We start from the raw sequence: 18,303 nt of genomic DNA on the forward strand, positions 1-18,303 counted from the left end.
GACACTGATATTTTCATGATAGCACAGTTTTGTTAATACAGTTTGAACATTCTGTTAGATACTCCTCAATTCTTTCCTCTTACTCAGCTGACTGAAGAACAGGTAATAAATAAAGTACGCAATCGTTGTGATCACCCATGACAGCGGATAGCAGAAGGCCGCTCCTTTTAAGGAGTGGAAATGCGGCAAAACCGCCGTCATCCACACGATACGTACTCCGCAGATTCCTATTCCGGTGATAAACATCGGAATCCATGCATCTCCGACACCACGGAGTGCACCGGAAAGGATTTCGATGGAAATATAGGTGAAGAAGGTCGGCACCAGGAAATGGATCAGTCCGTGACAGATTTCACGCACCGCCGTATCTGTGGTAAACAGAGAAATCAGTGTATCACCGATAAACCACATAAACACAACCATCAGACCCGTCATCAGGAATGCCATGATCATGCTGGTGCGCACACCGCGGTGTACACGATCCATCTTTTTCGCACCGTAGTTCTGACCGACAAAGGTTGTCGCCGCAATACCGAGCGCATTGATCATCATCCAGAAAAGACCGTCCACCTTTCCGTAAGCCGCCCACGCAGCCACATTGTTGGTTCCCAGCGAGTTGACAGCAGACTGAATGATCACGTTCGATACCGAGTACAGAATTGACTGTACGCCTGCCGGAAAACCAATGCGGATAATCCGTTTGAGCATAATCCAGTCAATGCTGATTTTCCGCAGATGAAGCCGGTAAATGTCTCTGGTCCGCATCAGAGAGCCCATAACAAGAACCGCACTGATGATCTGCGACAGAATGGTCGCAAGCGCCGCGCCCATAACACCCATCTGCAAACCGACAACAAATAAAAAGTCAAGCGCGATATTGGTCATACAGCAGATGATCAGATACAGCAGCGGACGTTTCGAGTCGCCGACCGCACGCAGGATACCGGAACCCATGTTGTAAATCAGGTTTCCGATGGTTCCAAGGAAATAAACACGCATATAAATCAGCGCATAATTTACAACATCATCCGGCGTGTTCATCAGATCGAGCATCCATCTCGAACAGCCAATGCCGACTACTGTCAGCACAATACCTCCGAGAATGGAAAAGGCAATGGACGTGTGCACTGCCCACTGCACCTTGTCCTCTTTATTGGCTCCGTAATGCTGTGAAATAACAACCGTCGCACCACTCGAAAGGCCGACGAAAAATCCGACCAGCAGATTGATCAGCGTACCTGTCGTTCCGCCGACCGCCGCAAGTGCCTGTTTTCCGAGAAAATGTCCGACAATCATGGCATCTGCCGTGTTGTAAAGCTGTTGGAAAAACGTTCCGAACAGAATCGGCAGGAAAAAGATCAGAATCTGCTGCCAGATAACACCCTCTGTAATCTGATTTACCTTTACTACTTCTTTCTTCTCTTTGTTCATACCCAAATACCTTCTAAAACTGCCGCCGGATCTCATGGCTGATTCCGACGGCAGTCCCCCTTTAAAATTTTCTTCTGCTCCTCTGCAGATACTCTTCTTCTGTTTTATATTTTCAGCTGCTTCATCCCTCTTGGCAAGCGGATATTTGCAATCCGCTTCGCTACTTGCTTGATTCGGTTAAGTAATCTTTCAAAAAATCAAACAGCGTCTGCATTTCTTCCCGCGTGCCAATCGTAATACGCAGATAATTGTCAATGCGGGGTTTCTCAAAATACCGCACATAAATATGGCGTTCCCGGAGTGCCTGAAAAATCTTCCCGGCCGGTACGCTTTTGTGCGTTGCGAAAATAAAGTTCGATTTCGAATCTTCGAAAGAAAATCCCAGCTTTTTCAGCTCCTCCTTCGACCACTCTCTCGTTTCCATCACTTTTTTCACCGTCTTGCGGAAATATTCCACATCGCGGATCGCTGCGGCTCCGGCTGCGATCGTGGTCTGATTCATGGTATACGAATTGAAGGAATATTTCACATCATTCAGATACGAAATCATCTTCTCATTTCCGATTGCATAGCCGATGCGCATGCCGGCAAGCGAACGGGATTTTGATGTTGTCTGCACAACCAGCAGATTTTCATATTTTTCCAGCAGCGGCTGCGCAGTGGCTGCTCCGAAATCCACATATGCCTCATCCACAATTACAACCACATCCGGGTTGTGCTGTAATATCGATTCGATCGCAGAAAGTGAAAGCTCCACACCCGTCGGTGCATTCGGGTTCGGGAACACGATTCCGCCATTTGGATGGTTTTCTGCAAAATACTGCTCCGGCACAATGCAGAAATTTTCATCGAGCGGGATCTGCTCGTACGGAATGCGGAATTCCTCCGCCCAGACATCGTAGAAGGAATACGTAATGTCCGGGAAAAGAATCGGTTTGTCAGAGTTAAAATACGTCATAAACGCCATCGCCAGAACATCATCCGAACCAACGCCGACAAAAACCTGCTTTGTGCTTACGTGGTAGACATCCGCAATCGCCTGCACCAGTTCTGCCGCGGTCGGATCCGGATAGAGACGGAGGGTATCCTCTTCTGCTACCCGTCTGATCGCCTCTGCGGCTTTTGGTGACGGCGGATACGGATTCTCATTCGTATTCAGCTTGATCATGTCAGCCTCATGCGGCTGCTCGCCCGGTACATACGGCACAACTTTTCTTACATTCTTTTCCCAGTTACTCATAAGTTCCTTCCTTTCTGCCTGTGGTCAGGAAATGCACCCTGACTTTATTCCGTCTTTCTGTTTTTTGGAAAACCCTGTGAATCGTAACCATTTTTTCTTTTCCTTCTGCTCCGGCAGTTTCCCGCCGACGCAAAGTCCCTCTTTTTCCCGGTGAACCGCTTTATCCTCTCTTCTTCCAGGTAGACGGATAGAAAAGAATCAGCATCGGAAACAGTTCCAGACGGCCTGCCAGCATATCAAAAATCAGAATCAGCTTGGAAACCGGACCGTATCCAAAGAAATTGCTGGTCGGTCCTACCTGGTCAAGACCCGGTCCGATGTTGTTCAGCGTTGCGGCAACTGCCGTGAAGTTTGTCTCGAAGGAAAATCCATCCACACTGATGATCAGCATGGAAAAGCTGTAGATCACAAGATAAACAATCAAAAATACGTTGATCGCCCGCAGAACCTCATGCTCTACCGGGTGATCATCGAAACGGATGCGTTTGATACTGCGCGGATGTACGATCGAACCAAGCTCTTTTTTCACGGTTTTTAAGAGGATCAGGATTCGCGAAACCTTGATTCCGCCTCCCGTTGAACCGGCGCAGGCTCCGATGAACATCAGCATCACCAGAATACATTTTGACAGCTCCGGCCAGAGATCAAAGTCCGTCGTGGAATAACCCGTTGTCGTGATAATCGATCCGACCTGGAAAAAGGCGGTCCGTACTGTCTCACCGATGGAATGGTACATCGGATAGGTATTCCAGGAAATCACGCCTCCTGCCAGAAGAATAATCAGGATATACGCTCTTACCTCCTGGGACGAAATGGCGGCCTTTCCCTTTTTGCAAAGCATCAGATAATAAAAGTTAAAATTCACACCGAACGCAATCATGGCGATTGTCAGAATCCACTGCTGCAGTGGTGTGTACACTGCACAGCCGCTGTTCAACACGGCAAAGCCTCCTGTTCCGGCAGCTCCCATGGCGAGTGTGACAGAATCAAATGTCTTCATGCCGGAAAGCAGCAGGGCAGCAATGGTAAAAAGTGTCATGCCAAGATAAATCTGATACAGAATTTTAGCGGTTCCGCGCACTCTCGGAACAAATTTGGAAACAGTCGGTCCCGGGCTCTCTGCCTTCATCAGGTTCATGACGGAACCGCCCTTCATCGGAAGCAATGCAAGAATGAACACAAGAACGCCCATACCGCCAATCCAGTGGGAAAAGCTTCTCCAGAACAGGCTGGCGTGTGAAAGTGCTTCCACATCACTCAAAATGCTGGCTCCTGTCGTTGTAAAACCGGAAACGATCTCAAACAGCGCATTGATATAAAACGGAATTTCCCCCGTAATTACAAACGGCACCGCTCCGAAAACACCAAGGACAACCCAGCTTAACGAAACGCAGACAAATCCGTCGCGGGAATAGATTTCCATATTGGACGGTTTTCTGAAGCAGAGGATCAGACCGGCCGCAACGCAGAGCAGTCCCCAGATAAGATACGCAAAACCTGTCTTTTCCTGATACATGGCTCCGACCAGCGCCGGAAGCAGCATCAGCATACCTTCCACTTTCAGCACCCAGCTGATGACAAAACGAATCATTTTATAGTTCATAATCCGCTTCCCCCGTTACTCTGCCAGAATCTCATGGATATCCTGAAGACCGGTTTCCGTTGTTACGATAATGACGGAATCTCCTGCCGCAAAGGAATCCTGTCCACCCGGAATGATGACCTTTCCCTGTCTGTTAATCGCTGCTACCAGAAGGTTTGGCCGTGTTTTCATATCCTGCAGACGGATGCCGATCATACGGCAATTCTGGTTCACGATAAACTCAAGAGCCTCCACACGGTCTTCCATCAGCTTATACAGCGTCTCAACGTTGCTTCCGATGGAGTTTTTCATTGCCCGGACATACTGCAGAATGTACTCTGCGGTGATGTGTTTCGGGTAGATCAGGCTGTCCAGGTTCAGGCTGTGGATAACATCATTAAATTCCAGATGGTTGATTTTCGTTACAACCTTTGAGGATACCTTCTCTTTCGCATACAGCGACAGAATGATGTTTTCCTCATCCATATCGGTGCAGGCCACAAAGGAATCCATATTCTGGATGCGCTCCTCTTTTAAGAGCTCCTGGTCACTTCCGTCACCGTAAATAACGGTTGCATCTGGCAGTGCTTCGCTTAAAACCTCACAGCGATCCTTATTTTTCTCGATAATCTTGACATCGACGTTCATATTTGCCAGTGATTTTGCGAGATAATACGTAATTTCACCGCCGCCAACAATCATCGTATTGTGTACCTTGTTTGTATGAACACCAATTTTCTTAAACAGGCTCTCTGCGTTCTGCGGTGTGGTAATGATGGAAAGGCTGTCTTTTGCCTGGATCACAAAATTTCCATCCGGTATGTAAACCTCGCCGTTTCGCTCAACAGCACAGACCAGCAGACTGTACTGAAGCGCTCCGGCCAGCTCACGCAGCGACATATGGACAATTTTCGATGTTTCCGGCACTTTAAAGCGCAGCATTTCGATTCTTCCGCGGGAAAAGCTGTCGATCTCAATCGCAGATGGGAACCGCAGCAGTCTTGCCATTTCCATGGCGGCCGCGTGCTCCGGGTTGATGATCATGGACAGACCCAGCTTTTTACGGATAAATTCTCTCTCCTCCCGATACATCGGGTTTCGGACTCTGGCGATGGTGTGACAGTCTGCCGCCTGTTTGGCGATGACACAGCAAAGCAGGTTCATTTCATCACTTTTGGTTACGGCAATCATCAGATCCGCATGCTCAATATCCGCCTCCTGAAGCACCTGATAGCTTGCTCCGTTTCCTACAATTCCCATAACGTCGTAGGTGTTGGAGACGTTGCGGACGACAATACTGTCTGTGTCAATGACCGTCACAAGGTTGTCCTCGCGGCTCAGCTGGGCGGTCAGTGCGGTTCCGACTTTTCCGCAGCCCACAATGATAATTTTCATGTTCTCTCCCTTCAATGCAAAAGCATTTCGCGTAAAATAGTAAAGACCCGCCAGGCGGCATCGTAAAACCATTTTTCGATGCACTCCAAAAAGCAGATCTGTACCCCTATTGTACGATGGCGATTATATCATATTTCCAGGAAAAGCGGAATAGATTTTAACAACATTTTGGACGGAGTTTTTGTAATGATTGATCAAAAAAGGGAAAACCTGTTGAACCTTGCGCTGGCCGCAACGGAAGTCGAACGGCGGCGTGTGCCGGAGCTTTCGGCAGGTTATAACTCTTACAGCAAAACATGGGAAGTAATTGTACAGTATCAGGGAGACCTGGCTTTTCTGGAGGAGCAGGGAGTTCGTGTGACGCTGCTGCTGTTTTCGTATGCCATTCTTCTGGTTCCGGAGTCCCTGATGGATTACGTGACAGGACTGCCGCAGATTACCTATCTGGAGAAACCGAAATTACTTTATTTCGCAGATGCATTTGTGCGGAGCATATCCTGTATTACGCCTGTGCAGGAGGGGGTTATGGGTCTGTCTGGGAATGGGGTGCTGCTTGCATGCATTGATTCAGGCGTGGACTATGCGCATCCTGATTTCTGCGCACCGGACGGGACAAGCCGAATTGCAATTTTATGGGATCAGACGATTCCGGGGAATCCTCCGATGGGGTATGCTCTTGGGTCGGTATATACACGGCAGCAGATCAATGAGGCACTTGCATCTTCTACGCCGGAAGAACGGTTTGCCCTCGTGCCGTCCCGCGATGTGACGGGGCATGGGACAGCGGTGCTCGGAATCGCAGCGGGAAATGGGAGATCCTCGGCAGATGCGGCCATGCGGGGCGTGGCACCGGAAGCAACACTCGTGGTCGTAAAGCTTGGGAATCCTGATCCGGCGGATCTGCCGCGGACATCGCAATTGCTGCAGGCGGTGGATTTCTGCGTAAGATATGCACTTCTGGTGGAGCGGCCGCTTGTGACTAATTTGAGCTTCGGGAATAATTACGGTTCGCACAGCGGGGATTCCTTACTTGAAACGTATTTGAATGCAGTGTCAAATTTAGGGCAGAACGTGATCTGTATCGGGGCAGGAAATGAAGGGGATACCGGACGCCATTATGCCGGGAACCTAAAGTCGGATCGCAAGTCGTCCGGTCAGACGCAAACAGTCCGTGCGACATCTGATCCGGCTGCGACGTCTGCGGTCTCGGCAACGGCTGACCGCGCTGTCTCCGTTGAATTTCAGGTCGGTGCTTATGAATCCTCGTTCAGTCTCCAGATCTGGAAGGTTTATGGGGATGAAATCTCGATCGAACTGATTTCCCCCGGCGGCATCCGCTCCGGCACGCTCTCTCCTGTCCTCGGCACGGCGCGTCTGACGCTTGGTCCGACAGAACTTCTCCTGTTTTATGGCATGCCATCCCCCTACAGCCAGGCGCAGGAAATTTACCTGACCTTTCAGGGCGCAGGAAACCATCTGTCCGTCGAAAACGGCATCTGGACCTTGCGTCTCACCCCCGGCCGCCTGATCTCCGGTTCCTTTGACCTCTGGCTTCCCGGCGGAAACGCCGTCGGTTCACAGACCCGCTTCTTCTCCCCCACTGCCGACACCACACTCACCATCCCTTCCACCGCCCGCTCCGCCATCACGGTCGGTGCCTACGATCCCCGCCTTTCCTCCTATGCCAGCTTCTCCGGCCGCGGCTATACCCGTATTCTCCACGAAATTAAACCTGATCTCGCCGCCCCGGGTGTCAATATCCCAGCTCCCCGTTCCGGCGGCGGCTATGCTTCCTTCACCGGCACCTCGTTTGCCACGCCTTTTGTATCGGGAAGCGCCGCGCTTATGATGGAATGGGGCATTCTGCGCGGAAATGACCCGTTTTTATATGGTGAAAAGCTGAAAGCTTATCTCATCGCAGGCACAAAACCCATCGCATCCGAGAGCGAATACCCGAACAGGCGGGTGGGATGGGGACGACTTTGTTTAGAAAGTAGCCTGCCAGATTAAAGTTATTGAAGGATTCGATAGAAGAAATAAAAGCGCAATGTAAAGAGTTAAACGACAAATGAGACATATTTTTATCTCTGTACTATCTTGTACTTTGCTACGAAAATAAAACTCGTAGCAAGGTACTTATAGTGTTCATTTGTCTGGCAACTCTTTTTTATTTAACTGTTAATAACTTGCTGTTTAAAATTTTTTGAATGCAAAGAGAATCACTTACCCAAAAGATATTCTTCCAACATTTCCTTTACTTTTTTCTCAATTTCGTCTATGATCTCTTCACACCTTGTCTTTTTCATCCCTGCACCAGTTCCTACCGCCAGTAACTCTTTTCTGCCTGGATTTCTTCCATTTCCATCTACTGACGTAGTATGTTCGCCATAATACGTATTACTGTAAGTAAGATCATATGCCGGACTTAAATGCCATTTATCTTCGTCTGCTTCGTACAAATACGTGAAGTTCTTCGAATGATCATCTCTGTTATGTGCAAAAACATTGAAACACATTCGGCGGAACATATTTTCAACATCTTCATCGCAATTGCGTGTCATGATTTTTGTCAGTTTCATTAATCCATGATAGTCCAGACTTGGCTGCTCAAAATCCAATTCCAGAATTGCAGCTGTCGTCAACATGTGCACTTTCTTTTTCCCTTTCAAACAGTTTCTCCTGTCAAACCTTTTAGTTCCAAAATATCCTTTACATTTTTCTGATGGAAACAATCTCGTTTCACTCATCATAATTCCGCAGGCCTTGGCACAGCAGGAATAGTCATATTCCATTTTTCCTGCATCTTTTCCGTCCACATGCGCTGGAAATTTGATAATCCATTCTTCATTATCAATGGGTGTCATGATTTTAGGTCTTGCTCCGCCGATGGTACCTCCCAGCAGATACAATTCGTCCAGTTTATCCGAATACTCTGTATTCAGTATCTTTTGACACTCTTCCGCTAGTTTGTCCAGATCTGCACTGCTCTGCTCCTCTGGAAAATTCTTTTCCGGGTGATATGTCAACGCTCCCATCCCCGATGTGCCCACAATCGCCAGACGATCCAGTACGGTCAGTTCATCCGGATTTTGTTTATGTGCCCGTAACAGGCGATCCAACAGTAATCTGCCCCAATGATCTGGAAGACTGTCCGCAAAAACCCCAAATAATCCTTCAAAATGATCCTTAACTGGAACAAATACCTGTTTTTGCAAAGGCAATGAAAATGGGTTGATCGAAAATCCGGTTTCCAGCCATTCATCACTGTACTGAAATGCCACTTTGTGGTCTGCCGTCATAGCTAATGTTCCCACCGTTTGATCCTCATAACACACCTGCAGTACTTTATCTTGTTTCATTGATAACCTCCTGAATATCTTTATACGGTACCTGCGTGAAAATATTTCTGAGCTCATCTGCAAGATCCAGTGCGATTGCAATTTTCGTTAAAGATAACAGGGAAATTTGTCCTGTCGTTTCGAATCTTTTGATTGAGCCGTAACTCACTCCGCTTATAGATGCTAATTTTTCCTGCGTAATTGAACGTCTCTTTCTGATTTTTCTCACTCGCTGCGCAAGTTTTTGATCCAGTTCTTCCGGAGTTTCCCATATAAATTGTTCCATTTTTTCCCCTTCTTGTTACAGATTATATGTTATCTAAAATATCCTGTTTTTATTCAAAACAGATTATATATTATCTATTCTATTTTACCACTCACGTGCAGAAAGCACAATGATTTCCTGCCCTGTTTCCATAAAAACTCCACCCCGTTTTTGTAACTGCAGATAAATTTTGCATCTCCTTTACTCTATAGGGATAATTTGCGCTTTTTTGACTATCCGGTAGTATTTGTTTCAGAGTAAGTAAAAAAGCCTCTGCCGGGCAAAAATTTTGCTTTCCGGCAGAGGCTTTGCTGGTCAAACGGATATTCATGCAAGCATGATTCGCGATTTTTCTTCCATTTCGCATGGCTTGGAATCGTTACAAATACTGGCTGAATTCCACTTTTTCTTTATTTGGTCCTTCGATCGTGAAGAAACGGACGCCATTTTCCCAGAACGGAAGGAAATGTACTTCATCCTGCGTCGTATTCAGACCGGCCCCGGTAATCATTTCGTGAACCTTTTCAATATTCTTTACGTCAATCGCCACATGGTCGATTGCTCCGGGTTTCAGTGCTGCAGCTTTGTTTTCGTACGTTTCGATCACAAGTGTTCCAAGCTTTAAGAATGCCACTTTCTCATCCGCCGCCTCATTTACGGTGCGGAATGCAATTTCAAATCCAAGCTTTTCATAAAACGCAATCGTCATCTCAATATCGTTGGTCGGAATACCGACATGCTGGATTCCATTTAACTGCTCTCTTAATTCCATTTCTTATCCCCCAGTCTTTTTTCTACCTGTGCCAGATCCGGCATGGCCGGAATAGAGCGTGTCTGAAAAAGGCTTTTCGTGAGCTGCGAGTCCCAGTTCGTGGGAGATTTTATCCGAATAAGGGCGGCGTAGCGGGCTACGGCAACCGAATGAGGGTAAAATATACCGCAAAGTGGAGCTTGCAGATTGCGGAAATGATTTTTCAGACACGCTCTAGCACCTTTTTTCTCCACACAAAGGCTTGCAACGGCGTTTCCAAACCGGGCAAACGCTGCCAGTTCTTCCTGCGGCTGTAAAGATATGCTCCATTCCACCAAGTGTCACTACAACTATTTTTACACTCTGATGATATAATATTTCCGCTGTTTTTGCAACATTTTGCTCTCTCCTGCCCGTTCGCTGCCGTTTTGCTGTTTCTTTTTTTCACAGATCACAAGGATGAGTGCCAGCATTCCTCCCATCAGGCTGCACCAACTGCCAGCCGCCCGTCCGGGCGCATGGTACACAAGAACAATTTTGTGCTCGCCTGATGGGATTTTTGCGCCGAGAAATGCCGTGTTTGCGCGGAACAGCATTGTTTCTTTCCCATCCACTTTCAGCACAAAATTTTCATCGTATGGAATGCTGGTGATGAGGTATCCGTCTCTTTCCGCGGAAACCACACCTGTGATGCCGTCGCCGCCGTATGTTGCTGTTGTTCCGCCAATCAGGGTAACCGCCTGACTGTACAACTGCTCCGTTTTTTCCAACGGCTGTGCCATACCAGTCCATGTCTCAAAATTTTTCAGGATATAATGGCCTTTTCCCATCCGAATGAATGCAGTTCCATCTTCTTTCATCGTTACAAGATAGTTAAACTGTGTATTCCCATTGGCATACGTATGGTTGATGCCGGTCAGGCGGTTGGTCTGGCCGTTGATGCGGATGAACATATCATGACTCGCTTTCTGATTCTCCACCTCGAAAGAAACGGCGAGCAGCGTCGCTCCCTCTGCGGCACCCGGCAGCGTTGCTGAGACGGTCACGGATTTTTTCGTCTCAATCTCATATCCGTCCGCTGTCTTCTGAATGCGCAGATCTTCCTGATCGGTCTCTGGAATTTCAAGGTTCACTTTCTGAAAACAACTGTGAAACAGGGGTCCTACAGAACCATTCTTTGTATCTGAATCTGCAGCGGCTCTGAAATTATCCACAGATTCCGCCGATTTTTCCTGATCCGGGATTGCCGCTGTTGTCTTCCGCATTTCCTGATCCGGGATCACGGCTGCCGTCTCCAGTATTTCCTGGTTCTGTGGATAAGGTAACGATTTGTATTCCGTCTCGGAAACCACCTGGTCTGTCACGTAGGCAACCGGCGCTGCGGATATGGCACGATAAACCTGAAAGTCCCCGTAATCCCGGTACAGTTCATACCCTTCCGGCCGTGTTTCTGCCAGAACATATTTCACGCCCATGAACTGCCAGAACAGCGGATCATCAGAAACCGTCTGCATCATGCGGTTGCGGAAGGCTTCATTAATCCCATACGTCTCGTCCCGGAATCTCTTATATTCTGCATTGTATGCCGAGGAATAAATCGTTGAAACATTCTGCCCGATATCCCAGATCCGGTTGACGTTCGCAAGGTTTTGTCCGCCGTCTCCATATTGCTCCATGCGATACCAGCCGGGATCTTCCGCACGGATCTCGCGAATAGCCGCTGCAATTTTGCTGTCTGTCAGAGCTTCATACGTTTTGCGCGGGATCATCACATTCTTTTCCTGATTGATTGCTTTTCCGGCGAATACAAGAATCACAGCACTAAAGACGAGCGGCAGAAACGGAAGCTCTCTGCCCCGCAGCCGTTTTTTTACCGGAAACCACCGCCATGCCAGATAACATGTTGTCACACAGAACACATCCAGTATGCCGAGATGCCAGTATTGTTCAAAGTACGTCTCTTGCTTTGCATTCCATATCAGAATCAGGACTATGAGATACGGAAGTAATTCGCGCAACTCTGTCATGGCTTTCCCCTTGAAATTCCCGGTGCTTTGATTTTTTCCACACTCCCGCTTCCGGATAAGCTGGTTTTCCACATAAAGCCCGACTTCTGCACAGAGGACCGGAAGAAACGGGATGAATACTTTATCTTTGCTGTACAGGCCGCCGTTCAGCAGATAGCCGAACAGGGGAATACAAAAAAATACCAGCAAAAGGAAGGACAACAGTTTCTCACGCAACCGACTTTTTCCGATCACCCTGCCAAAAAGCGCCACCCCCGCAAATGCGGAGAGGCCAATACCATACGGCGTGTAGCAGAGACGCAGGATCAGAAACTGCGGTTTCCACATCGCCGGATCGGTAAAAAGTCCTGCGATGCCGCCCGCTGCAGTGCCGCGTCCGCCCCCGCCGCTGCCGCCGAACAAGGCTGCAGCCGATGGGATCAGAAGAATACCGGAAAGAAGGATTCCTGCGAGGACCGGAAGTGCAAAGCGGATTGCTGCGCCAAAAAAGCTCCGCAAACCCGCCAAAGCTTCAACTGTTCCTGAAGATTTTTCACCTGCCATCTGCTTTTTCTCTACCCCGGCCTTTTGATTCCGCGACACTTTTCGATTCTCCTGTTCCGCTTCATACGCAGCATTTTCTGTACCGCATTTCAAATACTCCGTCACCGCATACGCCGTGAGCGCAAGCAGCCCGCCGACAGAAAAATAAAAGCTGGTCAGAATCATCCCAAGAACGGAAAGAATCAGAAGACCGCTCTTTCTCTTCTGAAAATGGCGGTCCACGCCCAGCAGAGCCAGCAGCAGAAACGGCATATAATTGACAAACATAAGCTGATTATAGGAATGATATAGAAGTGCGGTAGAACACGTAAAGAAAAGTGATGTAAAAAGACAGTTGCCGTAATGCAGACCCTTTTTGCTGATCCATTGATAAAAAAGCACTGCATCCGCCGCATACAGCAGCGCGGAGGAACCCATCACCCACAGGTCCATCGGGATGAACGGGAAAAGGTAGGATAACAGCATGGTCGGACTCAGCAGTCCGTAGTAGGCAAAATGGTAAATATTCTGACCTCCTCCCAGATTCCATGCGAAATCCGGGAAGAGGTTTCCGGTCGCGTAAAACCGCTTCCGGAAGTAATCGGCAAGGGTGCTGTGCTGGCTAATCCAGTCAATCGAGGAGCCGAATACGCCGTATTGCAGGACGAACAGCCGGCACAAAAGCAAAGAAAAGAAAAACAGACCAGCCGCCGTAAAATCCTTTCCGGTAAGACCTTCCAAGAAGCCGTTCCGCCGTCCTTTCGGCTGGCCTTTCTTTTTCCGTGATTTTCCCGGCTCTCTTATTTCCTTTAAGATTTCCTTTTTCATGCCCGGATTTCTCCTCTTTCAGACGCATGGCGTTTGTCGGCATACTCTGGAAAATACACGTTTTTCTTTTCTGCCGTATGGGTATCTTTTCTTCTCTTTGCAGCACTCTCCTGCTTTTTCACCGGCTGCACACTGTGCATCTTGACCGTCTCTTCACTCGTCTCCTTTAAGAGATAGATCGGACGGTGCTTTGTTTCAAGATATGTCTTGGAAAGATAAATGCCTACAATGCCCGTGCAGAAAAGCTGTACACCGCTCACCAGAAAAAGGATGCATGCCATCGACGGCCAGCCCGCAACGGGATCGCCAAACAGCAGCGTTCTTCCGATGATGAACACGATCAGAATCATAGAAATCAGGAAAAAAAGCACGCCCATGACAGATGCAAGTGACAGCGGGGCTACGGAAAAACCTGTGATGCCGTCGATTGAGTACGCAAGGAGCTTTCGAAGTGGCCACTTTGATGTTCCGGCGCAGCGGTCCTCGTGCTCAAATTCCAGCCATTCTGTGTGAAAACCGACCCATCCGAAAATCCCTTTGGAAAAGCGGTTGTACTCACTCATTTCCAGCACGGCATCCACCATTTTGCGGCTCATCAGACGGTAGTCCCGTGCACCGCTTACAATCTCTGTTCTGGAAAGGCGGTTGATCACACCGTAGAAGGCATTTGATAAGAAGGATTTGATTTTTCCCTCGCCCTCCCGTGAACTGCGGCGTGCCGCTACACAGTCACAGGTGCCGCTCTGCAGCATCGCGTACATTTTCGGAAGAAGGGACGGCGGATCCTGAAGGTCGACATCCATCACCGTTACGTAATCGCCTTTGGCCGCCTGCAGTCCGGCGTACATGGCTGCCTCTTTTCCGAAATTTCTCGAAAACGAGAGGTAACGGCAGCGCATATCCTTCTGCGCAAGCCGGCGCATCTCAAACAGGCTGTGATCCTTCGAGCCGTCGTCAACAAAGATCAGCTCGAACTGAACCTTCTGCTGTTCTTCCATCTCATCCATCTGACGTACCATCGTCTCGTAGTAAACCGGAATTGCTTCCTCTTCGTTGTAGCATGGTATGATAATACTGATTGTCTCCATTTTTTTCCTCCCGGGGATTACATACTCTCTCAGAATCCTTCTGCAGATCCTTCCTGCTGCAATCCCGCTTCTGTCTCATTCTTATGCAAGTCAGGTTTTTGTGGCTGTTTCTCCCGCTGCAGAATCCTCGCCTGCCTCCGGGAAACGCAGGATGACTTTAAACAGATCGCCGTCTGCCGCAAGCTCCATGCGGCCGCCCATGTTGGCCGTGTAGCTTGATGCAATCGCAAGGCCAAGGCCGTGCCCCTCGCTCGTCCGTGATTCGTCGCCGCGCACAAAGCGTTCCATCATTTCCTCCGCTTCAAAATTCATCTCATAGGCGGAAATGTTTTTCATCGTCACGAAAATCTCCCCTTTTTCCTTCCCTGCGTCAATGTAAACTCTCGTTCCGCCCAGGCTGTATTTCAGGATATTTTCCACGAGGTTTTGTATCACGCGGTACATTTTCCCATTATCCCCAAGGAACGGCAGTGGCTCATCTCCGAGCGCCGTGCGGAACGACAGATTGCTCTGCGCAATCGCATCGTCCATATCGGCGAGGGTCTGCTCGATCAACCGTTTCATATCCATTTTTTCCATCTGGAATTTTTCGGTTCCGCTTGTCGATTTGGAGAGCTCGAAGAGGCTTTGGATCATCTCCTTTAGCTGTTCCTGTTTCACAGAAATCACTTCGACGTAATCCTGTGCCGCCGGTGTCAGATCCTCTTTTTTCAGAAGATCCGTATAGCCGACCATCGAGGTGAGCGGTGTTTTCAGATCGTGCGATACATTGGTAATCAGGTCAATTTTGAGACGCTCCGCCTGCATCTGTTTTTCTACGCTCTTCTGCATAGCGCTCTCAATATTTTCCAGCTCTGCAAACGCCGGATACAGCAGGGATTTTTCGGATATTTCATGGATCCGGCTTTCCATGCTGCCTTCTGCCATCGTATGGATCTGTTCCATCAAAAGGCCCATCTCCCGGTTCAGGCGACTGCGGTATGTTTTCCAGGCAAACAGAATTAAAATCAGCGTGGTCAGCCCGAGAAGAATGACAAACAGCACCTCGCCATCCATTCCGTTTATCAGTCCGGTGATCATGGTAATCACGATTAGAAGTTCCGCAATCAGTGCCACACGGAACGGCCATTTACTCTGACCGGCAAGCTGCCGTTCCAGGCTGGTCCGATCTCTGTAACGCTTCCTTTCTCTGCAAAAAAAGGACATTTCTCTCAGTTGTTTCTTTTCATAGCGACAGACAAGAATGCCGGCACTGAGAAGGAAAACGCCACAGATTCCAAAAAACAGAAGACCTGTCTGCACACACTCTATTACAGTACCCCATTCGGCAACAATGCGGTATCTGGCATAGCTGTGCCGGAGCGGCTGAAGCCATCCGAAAAAAGCAAATCCTCCGACAAGAACCAGAAGCTCATTTGGCACCTTTTCGGATTTTTTCAGAAACAGCTGCTCTTTCTCTGCTTCCGCAGCGGCTCTTGCCTCAAACTGCATCTGCCGGGATTTTTCTATTTCATCTGTCTCGGACTTATCTGCGGCTGCCCCTTCGCTGCTTTTTGCTGTTTTTCCCGCTTTTTCCGGTTCGCTGCCGGCAAAAGCAGTCATTTTCGAGTTCCCGGTATTTTTTCGGAATTTCCATACCAGATACAAGGCTGCGGCTATGCCCAAAACGCCGACTACCGTCACTCCAATGCCGATACCCCATTCGATGTTGCGCCACATTCCCCATTCGAATTCACTGGCCCATTTCCGCAGAAGCCTTCCGCACAAAATCAGTACCATAGCAAGATCGAGAAGCATCCACAGCAGGATGCGTTTTTCAGTCTCCGTTAATTTTTTCAATTTTGTATCCAATTCCCCACACCACCTTTAAATATTTTGGATTTTTCGGCGTAATTTCGATTTTCTCACGAATGCGCCGGATATGAACCATGACGGTATTTTCTACGCTGTAAGCATCCTCCTGCCAGACCTGGCTGTAGATTTCTTCGGCTGAGAATACATAGCCGGGATGCTCCATCAGAAGCTCCATAATTTTGTACTCGGTTGCGGTCAGGCGAACAGGTTCACCGTCCACCAGGAGTTCTTTGGTGTTCCGGTTCAGCAGCAGACCGCCGTTTTTCAGGATATCCTGGCTTTGTGTGGTTCCGTTTGCGGCGCCTAAGGAGAAGTAACGGCGGAGCTGGGATTTAACACGGGCCATGAGTTCGGCGGTATTATACGGCTTTGTCACGTAATCATCGGCGCCCATCGAAAGTCCGATGACTTTATCGCTCTCTTCGGTTTTCGCGGAAAGCATGATAATCGGGATGTTGTTTTTTTCTCTTATTTTCATCAGGGCGGAAAGGCCGTTCATTTTGGGCATCATGACATCGAGCAGGATCAGATGGATCTGTTCGGTCATGAGGATGTCGAGTGCCTCCATGCCGTTGTAGGCTTTTTTTACCCTGTAGCCTTCCAGTTCTAATAGTTTGCCGAGAGATCTTACGATTTCCCGGTCGTCGTCTACGACTAATATGTTGTATTGGCTCATCTCGTTTTTCCCCTCTTGGTTCTATGGTGTTTATCATAGCAGAGAAAACGGAGATTATTTGGATAAAAAACTGACATTTTTCTTAAAATGTAATCCCCCATTACGTTTTCCTGCTTTTTTTACAAAAAAAAACACTGATTGGTAGAATTGTAAGCTGGTGTAAAAAATAAAAACAAACGCATATAAATTAGTAAAAATGCCTGCCATAGCAACTGAAAATGTGGAAAAAGATAAAAAAAGTCAATATAAGTGGACAAAATACACAATATCAAACGGGGATTTTATTTGATATAGTGTAAACATCACAAATAATCAAAGAAAATGCGTAATAAAAACGCACAAAACAACGGAAAGGATGGGGAGTATGGCGAAGGAAAAAATGAAAAAGAAAAAAGGAGAGAAAATTACCCCTGCAATCTTGTGGAAACAGCGTTGGCTGCTTGTGATGTCAGTACCATTTGTAGTCTGGCTGATTATCTTCAAGTACATTCCACTGTGGGGATGGACCATGGCATTTCAGGAGGTAAAACCTGCGACATTTGCACTTCCGATCTGGGAGAGAACCTGGGTTGGATTTCAAAATTTTACAGATGCATTCAAAGACCGTCTGTTCACACAGACATTAATCAACACATTGGGAGTAAGCTTCCTTGACATCGCGGTTGGAACGATCGCAGCAATCGCATTTGCGGTTCTTCTGAACGAGATGTTCTTTATGAAGTTCAAAAAAGTAACGCAGACCATTTCTTATCTGCCGCACTTTGTATCCTGGGTTATTATTGCAAGTATTGCAAAGAATATTTTCAACGACGGCGGTGTTGTTGACAGTATCTTCGGCAAGAACCTGCACCTGATGAGTTCCAACTCACCACTTATCTGGGTAACCATTATCCTGATTAACTGCTGGAAAGAGGTTGGCTGGAACGCAATTATTTATCTGTCCGCCATGGCAGGTATTGATCCTGGTCTTTACGAGGCCGCTGATATGGACGGTGCAAGCCGTCTGCAGAAGATCTGGCACATCACTCTGCCGGGTATCCGACCGACCATCATCGTACTGCTGATTATGAGTATCGGTGGCGCCCTGAACGTAGGTATGGAGCGTCAGATGCTTCTTAGTAACCCGCTGGTTGAGGATCACACGATGGTACTTTCCTGGTTCTCTTATAAGAGAGGTATCGGAAACAGCAACTACGGTCTTGGTACCGCAATCGGTGTATTCCAGTCTGCAGTCAGCGTTACCCTGCTGCTGATCGCCAATAAGATTGCCGGTCTGGTAGGCGAAGATAAACTTATGTAGGAGGAC

The 18,303-nt window shown here is 48.1% G+C and carries 15 protein-coding genes; 3 read left to right on the top strand and 12 right to left on the bottom strand.

Features of this window, described 5'->3' with window-relative positions; translation table 11 throughout:
* Window positions 1-54: 54 nt before the first annotated feature.
* The 4 genes from DWX00_RS17685 to trkA form a co-directional block, all read right to left on the bottom strand.
* Complete coding sequence (locus DWX00_RS17685) at window positions 55-1,431, bottom strand: MATE family efflux transporter (RefSeq protein ID WP_117510359.1); 1,377 nt, start codon at window positions 1,429-1,431, stop codon at window positions 55-57.
* 160 nt (window positions 1,432-1,591) lie between these two features.
* Window positions 1,592-2,671 (bottom strand): histidinol-phosphate transaminase, encoded by a 1,080-nt coding sequence (gene hisC, locus DWX00_RS17690; RefSeq protein ID WP_118595907.1) that lies wholly within the window; start codon window positions 2,669-2,671, stop codon window positions 1,592-1,594.
* A gap of 160 nt (window positions 2,672-2,831) precedes the next feature.
* The gene (locus tag DWX00_RS17695) at window positions 2,832-4,274 is read right to left on the bottom strand and encodes a TrkH family potassium uptake protein (RefSeq protein ID WP_118595908.1); all 1,443 of its coding nucleotides are present in this window, start codon (window positions 4,272-4,274) and stop codon (window positions 2,832-2,834) included.
* A 15-nt stretch (window positions 4,275-4,289) separates the two neighbouring features.
* On the bottom strand, window positions 4,290-5,720 hold the full coding sequence (gene trkA, locus DWX00_RS17700) for a Trk system potassium transporter TrkA (protein WP_256372476.1): 1,431 nt from the start codon (window positions 5,718-5,720) through the stop codon (window positions 4,290-4,292).
* A 114-nt stretch (window positions 5,721-5,834) separates the two neighbouring features.
* On the opposite strand from trkA, the gene DWX00_RS17705 reads away from it, so the two are divergent.
* Window positions 5,835-7,658 carry a S8 family peptidase gene (locus tag DWX00_RS17705; RefSeq protein ID WP_118595909.1) on the top strand — a complete coding sequence of 608 codons (1,824 nt, stop codon included), beginning with the start codon at window positions 5,835-5,837 and terminating at the stop codon, window positions 7,656-7,658.
* 209 nt (window positions 7,659-7,867) lie between these two features.
* On the opposite strand, the gene DWX00_RS17710 is transcribed toward DWX00_RS17705, so the two are convergent.
* The 4 genes from DWX00_RS17710 to DWX00_RS20620 all read right to left on the bottom strand — a co-directional run bounded on the left by DWX00_RS17710 (window position 7,868) and on the right by DWX00_RS20620 (window position 10,187).
* Window positions 7,868-9,007: a type II toxin-antitoxin system HipA family toxin gene (locus DWX00_RS17710; protein WP_117812988.1), complete on the bottom strand. Its 1,140-nt coding sequence runs from the start codon at window positions 9,005-9,007 to the stop codon at window positions 7,868-7,870.
* Window positions 8,994-9,272 (bottom strand): helix-turn-helix domain-containing protein, encoded by a 279-nt coding sequence (locus tag DWX00_RS17715; protein WP_055227803.1) that lies wholly within the window; start codon window positions 9,270-9,272, stop codon window positions 8,994-8,996. Before DWX00_RS17715 ends, DWX00_RS17710 begins: the two co-directional genes overlap by 14 nt.
* Before the next feature lie 358 nt (window positions 9,273-9,630).
* Complete coding sequence (locus DWX00_RS17720) at window positions 9,631-10,023, bottom strand: VOC family protein (protein ID WP_055227805.1); 393 nt, start codon at window positions 10,021-10,023, stop codon at window positions 9,631-9,633.
* The gene (locus DWX00_RS20620) at window positions 10,014-10,187 is read right to left on the bottom strand and encodes a DUF6783 domain-containing protein (protein ID WP_308054139.1); all 174 of its coding nucleotides are present in this window, start codon (window positions 10,185-10,187) and stop codon (window positions 10,014-10,016) included. The genes DWX00_RS17720 and DWX00_RS20620 overlap by 10 nt, the downstream gene beginning before the upstream one ends.
* Here DWX00_RS20620 and DWX00_RS20625 point away from each other — a divergent pair.
* On the top strand, window positions 10,107-10,319 hold the full coding sequence (locus DWX00_RS20625) for a DUF6783 domain-containing protein (RefSeq protein ID WP_334294805.1): 213 nt from the start codon (window positions 10,107-10,109) through the stop codon (window positions 10,317-10,319). The genes DWX00_RS20620 and DWX00_RS20625 overlap by 81 nt on opposite strands.
* Window positions 10,320-10,358: 39 nt before the next feature.
* On the opposite strand, the gene DWX00_RS17730 is transcribed toward DWX00_RS20625, so the two are convergent.
* The 4 genes from DWX00_RS17730 to DWX00_RS17745 all read right to left on the bottom strand — a co-directional run bounded on the left by DWX00_RS17730 (window position 10,359) and on the right by DWX00_RS17745 (window position 16,997).
* Window positions 10,359-13,379 (bottom strand): YfhO family protein, encoded by a 3,021-nt coding sequence (locus tag DWX00_RS17730; RefSeq protein ID WP_118595910.1) that lies wholly within the window; start codon window positions 13,377-13,379, stop codon window positions 10,359-10,361.
* Entirely contained in the window at window positions 13,376-14,467 is a 1,092-nt protein-coding gene (locus tag DWX00_RS17735) for a glycosyltransferase family 2 protein (protein ID WP_118595911.1), read from the bottom strand. Before DWX00_RS17735 ends, DWX00_RS17730 begins: the two co-directional genes overlap by 4 nt.
* A gap of 90 nt (window positions 14,468-14,557) precedes the next feature.
* Window positions 14,558-16,318 carry a sensor histidine kinase gene (locus tag DWX00_RS17740; protein ID WP_118595912.1) on the bottom strand — a complete coding sequence of 587 codons (1,761 nt, stop codon included), beginning with the start codon at window positions 16,316-16,318 and terminating at the stop codon, window positions 14,558-14,560.
* Window positions 16,284-16,997, bottom strand: a complete 714-nt coding sequence (locus DWX00_RS17745; protein WP_118595913.1) for a response regulator transcription factor — start codon at window positions 16,995-16,997, stop codon at window positions 16,284-16,286. Before DWX00_RS17745 ends, DWX00_RS17740 begins: the two co-directional genes overlap by 35 nt.
* A gap of 364 nt (window positions 16,998-17,361) precedes the next feature.
* Between DWX00_RS17745 and DWX00_RS17750 the strand changes: the two genes are divergently transcribed.
* Window positions 17,362-18,297 carry an ABC transporter permease gene (locus DWX00_RS17750; RefSeq protein ID WP_118595914.1) on the top strand — a complete coding sequence of 312 codons (936 nt, stop codon included), beginning with the start codon at window positions 17,362-17,364 and terminating at the stop codon, window positions 18,295-18,297.
* The last annotated feature ends 6 nt before the right edge of the window (window positions 18,298-18,303 follow it).

This window comes from Blautia sp. AF17-9LB (genome assembly GCF_003479185.1).
GTDB classification, from domain to species: domain Bacteria; phylum Bacillota; class Clostridia; order Lachnospirales; family Lachnospiraceae; genus Fusicatenibacter; species Fusicatenibacter saccharivorans.